This is a genomic window from Rhodanobacter sp. OR87 (assembly GCF_000473345.1).
Lineage (GTDB): Bacteria > Pseudomonadota > Gammaproteobacteria > Xanthomonadales > Rhodanobacteraceae > Rhodanobacter > Rhodanobacter denitrificans.
The window spans coordinates 51,069-58,592 of sequence record NZ_AXBJ01000027.1 but is presented as its reverse complement, the minus strand read 5'-3'; the positions used below and the strand labels follow the sequence as shown (position 1 = coordinate 58,592).

At 68.1% G+C, this 7,524-nt stretch carries 5 protein-coding genes and 1 pseudogene; 5 read left to right on the top strand and 1 reads right to left on the bottom strand.

Annotated elements, in window-relative coordinates; genetic code table 11:
* From RHOOR87_RS0116435 to RHOOR87_RS0116415, 5 genes and pseudogenes are all read left to right on the top strand, one after another.
* Positions 1-261: pseudogene (locus tag RHOOR87_RS0116435) on the top strand (IS4 family transposase); the annotation flags it as partial.
* 217 nt (positions 262-478) lie between these two features.
* A complete protein-coding gene (locus RHOOR87_RS0116430) occupies positions 479-2,080 on the top strand; it encodes a peptide chain release factor 3 (RefSeq protein WP_015446827.1) in 1,602 nt (533 codons plus the stop codon).
* A 53-nt stretch (positions 2,081-2,133) separates the two neighbouring features.
* Positions 2,134-3,030, top strand: coding sequence for a type II CAAX endopeptidase family protein (locus RHOOR87_RS0116425; protein ID WP_015446826.1), 897 nt, complete (start codon positions 2,134-2,136; stop codon positions 3,028-3,030).
* Positions 3,031-3,089: 59 nt separating this feature from the next.
* Positions 3,090-5,912, top strand: coding sequence for a response regulator (locus tag RHOOR87_RS0116420; protein WP_231381823.1), 2,823 nt, complete (start codon positions 3,090-3,092; stop codon positions 5,910-5,912).
* 72 nt (positions 5,913-5,984) lie between these two features.
* Positions 5,985-6,977 (top strand): diguanylate cyclase, encoded by a 993-nt coding sequence (locus RHOOR87_RS0116415; protein WP_015446824.1) that lies wholly within the window; start codon positions 5,985-5,987, stop codon positions 6,975-6,977.
* A gap of 18 nt (positions 6,978-6,995) precedes the next feature.
* On the opposite strand, the gene RHOOR87_RS0116410 is transcribed toward RHOOR87_RS0116415, so the two are convergent.
* The gene (locus tag RHOOR87_RS0116410) at positions 6,996-7,469 is read right to left on the bottom strand and encodes a hotdog fold domain-containing protein (protein ID WP_015446823.1); all 474 of its coding nucleotides are present in this window, start codon (positions 7,467-7,469) and stop codon (positions 6,996-6,998) included.
* Positions 7,470-7,524 lie beyond the last annotated feature (55 nt).

Below are 7,524 nucleotides of genomic sequence, written 5' to 3'. Positions count from 1 at the left end.
AAACAGCACCTGCATATCAAGGCATTCTTCGGCACCTCACTCAATGCCGTGAAGACCCAGGTGTGGATCGCCGTTGCGGTCTATGTGCTCATCGCCATCGTGCGCAAGCGCCTGCACCTGAAGGCTTCGCTCTACGAAATTCTACAGATCCTGAGCGTGACGCTATTTGAACAAACCCCATTGGAATGCGCCCTGCAGCAGCAAGAACCACAGAGTTCTACCGGCGACCCTGCTAACCAATTGATTCTCTTCCCCGATTAACCGGACAGTACTGGGGCAAGCATAAAGAGAAGTACCTCGGGCGCCGCAGGCGCACGAAAGCTCTTCGCTTTGAATCACTCATCAAAAGGCGACAGCATCGCCCGCGAGCGGGCTCCTACAACGAGGTCGCGAGGTGGTTGCCGCGGGAGAGGGAGCAAGAGGCCCCACCCCGATCCACGCTACAATTGCCGGTTCGCGCTCCAGCCGACCCGCCTCCATGCCCTCGCATCTCCAAGAAACCCGCCGCCGCCGCACCTTCGCCATCGTCAGCCACCCCGACGCGGGCAAGACCACGCTAACCGAAAAGCTGCTGCTGTTCGGCGGCGCGATCCAGATGGCCGGCTCGGTGAAGAGTCGCAAGACGTCGCGCAGCGCCACCTCGGACTGGATGGCGCTGGAGAAGGAGCGCGGCATCTCGGTGACCTCGTCGGTGATGCAGTTCCCGTACGAGGGCAAGATCGTCAACCTGCTCGACACCCCCGGCCACGCGGACTTCTCCGAGGACACCTACCGCGTGCTGACCGCGGTGGACTCGGCGCTGATGGTGATCGACTGCGCCAAGGGCGTGGAGGAGCGCACGATCAAGCTGATGGAAGTCTGCCGGCTGCGCGACACGCCGATCATGACCTTCATCAACAAGCTCGACCGCGAGGGTCGCTCGCCGATCGAACTGCTGGACGAGGTGGAGTCGGTGCTGGGCATCGCCTGCGCGCCGGTGACCTGGCCGATCGGCATGGGCAAGCGGCTGAAGGGCGTGTACCACCTGGCGCTGGACGAGGTGCACATCTTCGAGCAGGGCAAGAATTTCACCCGGCAGGACTCGACCATCTTCAAGGGCCTCGATGCGCCCGGCCTGCTGGAGAAGATCGGTGCCGAGGCGATGCGCGAGCTGCGCGAGGAACTGGAGCTGGTGCAGGGCGCCGCGCCCTCGTTCGACCTCGACGAATACCTGGCCGGCCGGCAGACGCCGGTGTTCTTCGGCTCGGCGGTGAACAACTTCGGCGTGCAGCTGCTGCTGGACTTCTTCGTCGAGTACGCGCCCAGCCCGCGCCCGCGCGCCACCACCACGCGCGAGATCCAGCCGGAGGAGGAGAAGCTCTCCGGCTTCGTGTTCAAGATCCAGGCCAACATGGACCCGGCGCACCGCGACCGCGTGGCGTTCATGCGCGTGTGCTCGGGCACCTACAACGCCGGCATGAAGATGATCCAGACCCGCACTGGCAAGGAGGTGCGCATCGCCAACGCGCTGACCTTCATGGCGTCCGACCGCGAGATCGTGGAGACGGCGTACCCGGGCGACGTGATCGGCCTGCACAACCACGGCACCATCACCATCGGCGACACCTTCACCGAGGGCGAGCTGGTCACCTTCACCGGCATCCCGAACTTCGCGCCGGAGCTGTTCCGCCGCGCGCGGCTGCGCGACCCGCTGAAGATGAAGGCGCTGCAGAAGGGCCTGGCGCAATTGAGCGAGGAAGGCGCGACCCAGTTCTTCCGCCCGCTGATGTCGAACGACCTGATCCTGGGCGCGGTCGGCGTGCTGCAGTTCGAGGTGGTCGCCTACCGGCTGAAGGACGAGTACAACGTCGACGCCAGCTTCGAGCCGGTGACGGTGACCACCGCACGCTGGGTGCACTGCGACGACCCGAAGAAGCTGGAGGAGTTCCGCGAGAAGAACGCGATGAACCTGGCACTGGACGCGGCCGGCGAGCTGGTCTACATCGCGCCGACGCGGGTCAACCTGCAGCTGGCGCAGGAGCGCTGGCCGCAGGTGCGCTTCGCCGCCACGCGCGAGCACGCGGCGGCGGTGGAGCTGTAGCCGCCGCGCCACCGCGCTGCTAACGTGCACGGCTTTGCCGGGGGAGCCCAAACATGCACGAGCAGGCCATCGCCTTCACCACGCCGTCCGCGGCGCCGCGCTGGCAGCGCTGGCTGCTGTTCTCGCCGCTGGCGCGGATCGTGATTTTCGCGGCCTGGTTCGTCGGCCTCATGATGCTGGCACAGTTCGGTTTTCATCTGCTGGGTTGGGGCAAGGGCACGCCGGCGCCACAACTGGCCATCGCACAATTCGTCGCCCGTGCGCTGGTGCCGCTGGCCGCCTACCTGCTGCTGGTGAAAGGCGTCGAACGCCGCCCGCTCGCCGAGCTGGCGCCACGCCGGCTGCTGCCGCAGGGCCTGTCCGGCGTGCTGTTCGGGTTGCTGCTGTTCAGCGCCGTGGTGGCCACGCTGTGGCTGCTGGGCAGCTACCGCGTGACGGGCAGCAACCCGGACGCCGCATGGGTGAATGCCCTGCTGGTGGTCGGCCTGGGCGCCGGCATCGGCGAGGAGATCATTGCCCGCGGCGTGATCTTCCGCATCGTCGAGGAAGGCCTGGGCAGCTGGTGGGCGCTGCTGATCTCGGCGCTGTTCTTCGGCGCGGCGCACATCGCCAACCCCGGCGCCACGCTGTGGAGCTCGGCGGCCATCGCGATCGAGGCCGGCCTGCTGTTCGGCATGCTCTACCACGTCACCCGCTCGCTGGCGGCCTGCATGGGCCTGCACGCGGCGTGGAACTTCGCCCAGGGCACGGTCTACGGCATCCCGGTTTCCGGCAGCGACGCCGACGGCTGGCTGATCTCCACCCGCAGCGGCCCGGACTGGCTGAGCGGCGGCGCGTTCGGCGCCGAGGCCTCGGTGGTCGCGCTGGTGCTGTGCTCGCTGTGCACGCTCGGCCTGCTGGTGGTGGCGCGGCGGCGCGGCTCGATCGTGCCGCCGGTCTGGCGCCGCTGAGTCGGCGAGCGCCACCCGACCTGCGGCAGGCGCGGCGGCAAACTGCGATGATGATCCGCATGCCCCTGACCCAAACGTCCAACTCCTGGCTGGCCGACCGGCCGCTGCAGCACAAGATCGTGCTGGCCATCGGCCTGCTGCTGGGGCTGTTCCTGCTGGCCAGCGCGATCAGCCTGTACTCGCTGCGTCAGCAGGACGAGGACCGCCGCTGGGCCACGCATACCTATCAGGTGCTGCTGCAGCTGGACCACGTGCTGCAGACGATGCAGGCCAGCCAGGTTGGCGCCCGCGGCTACCTGCTGACCCAGGACGCCGCGCAGCGCGATGCCTTCGAGAGCGCCAACCAGGATCTGCGCACCCATATCGCCCGGCTGCGCGAGCTGATGTCGGACAACCCGCTGCAGCTGTCGCGCATCGACAAGGTGGAGGAAATGGCGGCGCTGTGGCAGCGCGAGTTCCGCAGGGGGGTGATCGACACCCTCGCCGGCCTGGACGCGAACGATCCGGCGCAGGCCGCGCTGCAGCGGCTGCGCATCCAGTCCGACTACCTGAAGCACCGCAGCGTCAGCGTGCAGGAGATCAGCGACGTCATCGGGCAGATGACGCTCGACGAGGAGCGGCTCCTGGCCACGCGCAACCAGCGTCTGGACCGGACCCTCGCCATCACCCGCGCAGTCAATTTCGTGGCGGCGCTGCTCGCCATCCTGCTCGGCGTGACGGTGATCCGGCTGACCCTGCGCCTGGTCACCCGCCCGCTGCGCAGCCTGACGGATCAGCTGACCCGGCTGGCGAACCACGACCATGATTTCGAGATCCGCCGGATCGACCGCCGCGACGAAATCGGCGAGATCGCCCGCGCACTGCAGGTGTTCCGGCAGATGTCGGTGGACACCCAGGCACAGAGCTGGATCAAGGAACAGGTGTCGTCCATCTCCCACCTGCTGCTGCAGGCCACCACGCACAAGGAGTTCGCGCAATGGCTGACCAGCGCGCTGGTGCCGCTGTGCAAGGCCGGCGTAGGCCTGTTCTACTCGTACGACGATGCGCGCCAGCGGCTCGACCTGATCGGCAGCTACGGCCTGCGCCTGAGCCACCGCTCGGCCGACCAGTACCTGCCGGGCGAAGGCCTGGTCGGGCAGTGTGCGATCGAGCGCAAGGCAATCATCCTGGACGACGTGCCGGCCGACTACCTGCACATCGACTCCGGCAGCGGCGAGGCCCTGCCCAGCCACCTCGCGATCCTGCCGGTGCTGTATCGCGACACCCTGATCGGCGTGCTGGAACTGGCCGGCTTCACCCCGTCGACCCCGCTGATACGGCAGCTGCTGGACGAACTGCTGCCCGTGGTGGCGCTGAGCCTGGAGAACCTCAACCGCACGGCCAGCGTGCAGGGGCTGCTGCTGCGCACGCAGGAACAGGCCGACGAGTTGCGCGTGTCCGAACTGGTGATGCGCCAGCAGAAGGAAGTGCTGCGCGACAACAACGACGCGCTGCAGGCGAAGACGGAAGAGCTGGAGGAACAATCGCGGCGGCTGATCGCCTCCGAGGAGGAGCTGCGCATCCAGGCCGGCGAGCTGCAGGCGTCGAACGAGGAATTGCGCGAGATGACCGAAAGCCTGAACCGGCAAAAATATGTGCTGGAAGACCTGCAGCAGGAAACCGCCGACAAGGCCGCCGAGCTGGCGCAGGCCAGCCAGTACAAGTCCGAGTTCCTCGCCAACATGTCGCACGAGCTGCGCACGCCGCTGAACAGCCTGCTGATCCTGTCGCGCGACCTGGCCAGCAACGCCCGCGGCAACCTGGACGCGGAACAGGTCGAATCGGTGCAGATCATCCACGACGCCGGCAACAGCCTGCTGCGCCTGATCAACGACATCCTCGACCTGTCCAAGATCGAGGCCGGCAAGATGGAGCTGGTGATCGACGAGCTGCCGCTGGCCGGGCTGGTGCAGCGCCTGCGCCGCGCGTTCGCCCACGTCGCCGCGCAGAAATCGCTGGGATTCACGCTGGACATCGAAGCCGGGCTGCCGACGAGCCTGCGCACGGATTGTGCCCGGCTCGAACAGATCGCCAACAACCTGCTCGGCAACGCCTTCAAGTTCACCGCCGAGGGTGCGGTGAGCCTGCACATCGGCCGCCCAGGCCAGATCGACGTGCCCGACCCGCTGCGTGGCCGGCCACTGCTCGCGCTGACCGTCAGCGACACCGGCATCGGCATCCCCGCCGACAAGCTCGAACACATCTTCAACGCGTTCGAGCAGGTGGACGCCGGCACCAGCCGGCAGTTCGGCGGCACCGGCCTGGGCCTGGCCATTTCGCGGCGGATGGCGAGGATGCTCGGCGGCGACCTGGTCGTGCGCAGCGAACCTGGCCGCGGCAGCCGCTTCACCGTGCTGTTGCCGGAGGAACCACCGGCGACCGCGCCGACGAAGCCTGCCGCCGCCGTCGAGCGGCAGGCCGCCGCACCGCACGCGGCGACCGCCCCATCGGCGGCAGCCGGCGACGCACTGGCCGGCCGCCGCGTGCTGCTGGTAGACGACGACATGCGCAACCTGTTCGCGCTGTCCAAGGTGCTGCGCGGCTGGGGCATGCAGGTGAGCCTGGCGCAGGACGGCGCCAAGGCGCTGCGCATGCTGGCCGAGGAAGCCATGCCGGAGCTGCTGCTGATCGACATCATGATGCCGGGCATGGACGGCTACGAGATGATCCGCACGATCCGTGCGCAGGCGCGCTACGGCGACCTGCCGATCATTGCGCTGACCGCCAAGGCCATGCAGGGCGATCGCGAGAAGTGCCTGACGATGGGCGCCAGCGACTACCTGTCCAAGCCGATCGACCTCGACCGCCTGGCGGCCACCCTGCTGGCCTGGCTGCGGCGCTGAGCATGGCGGCCCTTACCCGCGGCCGGCCGCAGAGGTTAAGGTAGGCTCGAGTCCGTCTGTTTGGTGTACACGATGCTGCCGAAGATCCTGATCGTCGACGACACCGCCGCCAACCTGGTCGCCATGCGCCGGCTGCTCGCCCGCAGCGGCGCCGAGCTGTTCGAGGCACGCAGCGGCAACGAGGCGCTGGCGCTGTGCCTGGACCACGAGTTCGCGCTGATCCTGCTCGACGTCAACATGCCGGACATGGACGGCTTCGAGGTGGCCGCCCTGCTGGGCGAGGCCGAGCACCTGCGCGACACCCCGATCATCTTCGTCACCGCCGCCTACGTCGACGACATGAACCGGCTCAAGGGCTACCGCTCCGGCGCGGTGGACTACATCGCCAAGCCGATCAACGACGTGATCCTGCAGTCGAAGGTGCGCGTATTCCTGGAGCTGTACGCGGCGCGCATGAAGCTGCAGCAGGCCAGGGACGAACTGGCCGAACGCAACCAGCAGCTCAGTCGCGAGATCGCCGAGCGCCAGCTGATCGAGGCGATGGTGCGCCACCAGGCCAGCCACGACCCGCTGACCGGGCTGCCGAACCGCATCCTGTTCCACGACCGCCTGCACGGCGCGATCCAGCGCGCGAACCGTCACCAAAGCCAGTTCGCGCTGGCCAGCATCGACATCGACGGCTTCAAGCACGTCAACGACAGCCACGGCCACGCCGCCGGCGACGCCCTGCTGCAGGAGATCGCCGCGCGGCTGTCGGCGCACCTGCGCAGCAACGACACGGTGGCGCGGCTCGGCGGCGACGAGTTCGCGCTGGTGCTGGAGGAGATCGACGATCCGCGGACGGCGCTGCGCCTGTGCGAAAAAATCTGCGCCGCGCTGGGCGAGCCCTACGCCCTGTGGGTCAACGGCACGCCGGCCGAGGTGCGCGTCGGCGCCAGCATCGGCATCGCACCGTACGCGCCGAACGAGCAGGCCGATGCCGACGAACGACTGATGCAGGCGGCCGACCGCGCCATGTACGCGGCCAAGCGCAGCGGCAAGAACCGCTGCATGCTGGCGGACTGAGCCGGCACGGGCCGCCTTTCAGCCGTGCTTGCGCAACGACACCCACATCAGCACGCGTGCGCGGAGCACCGTCTCACCCGTGTCGTCCGTCACCTCCACCCCGACCGGCCACTCGCGGCCGCCGCCGGCACCGGGCACGCCCGCCTCCGGCGTGGCGACGCCGCGCATCGTACCCACCGCCTTCTTCAGGTACTCGACGCTCATGCCCTTCGGGATCCAGCGCATGTCCGCCGGAATCGTCGCATCAGTCATCACCCCGGCAGCCAGCTCGGCCAGGTTGCACAGCGCGATCGCATGCATGGTGCCGAGGTGGTTGTGCACACGGCGCCGGTCGCAGATGCGCACCTCGCAGCGGCCCGGCTCCAGCGCCACGAAGCGCGGCGCGATGGTGGCGAAGTACGGCGCCTTCAGGCAGATCAGCCGCGAGAAGAACCGGTGACCCGCCGGCCAGCGCGTGATACGGCGGTAGATGGTCAACACCGGGGCATTCATCTTTTTGGCCCTCGCAAAGGAACCGGCCCGCAAGGCGGGCCGGTCGGTCAGTGGG

Coding starts and splice junctions, on each gene's coding strand:
- RHOOR87_RS0116430 (WP_015446827.1), top strand. CDS start 479: ATGCCCTCGCATCTCCAAGAAACCCGCCGCCGCCGCACCTTCGCCATC.
- RHOOR87_RS0116425 (WP_015446826.1), top strand. CDS start 2,134: ATGCACGAGCAGGCCATCGCCTTCACCACGCCGTCCGCGGCGCCGCGC.
- RHOOR87_RS0116420 (WP_231381823.1), top strand. CDS start 3,090: ATGCCCCTGACCCAAACGTCCAACTCCTGGCTGGCCGACCGGCCGCTG.
- RHOOR87_RS0116415 (WP_015446824.1), top strand. CDS start 5,985: ATGCTGCCGAAGATCCTGATCGTCGACGACACCGCCGCCAACCTGGTC.
- RHOOR87_RS0116410 (WP_015446823.1), bottom strand. CDS start 7,469: ATGAATGCCCCGGTGTTGACCATCTACCGCCGTATCACGCGCTGGCCG.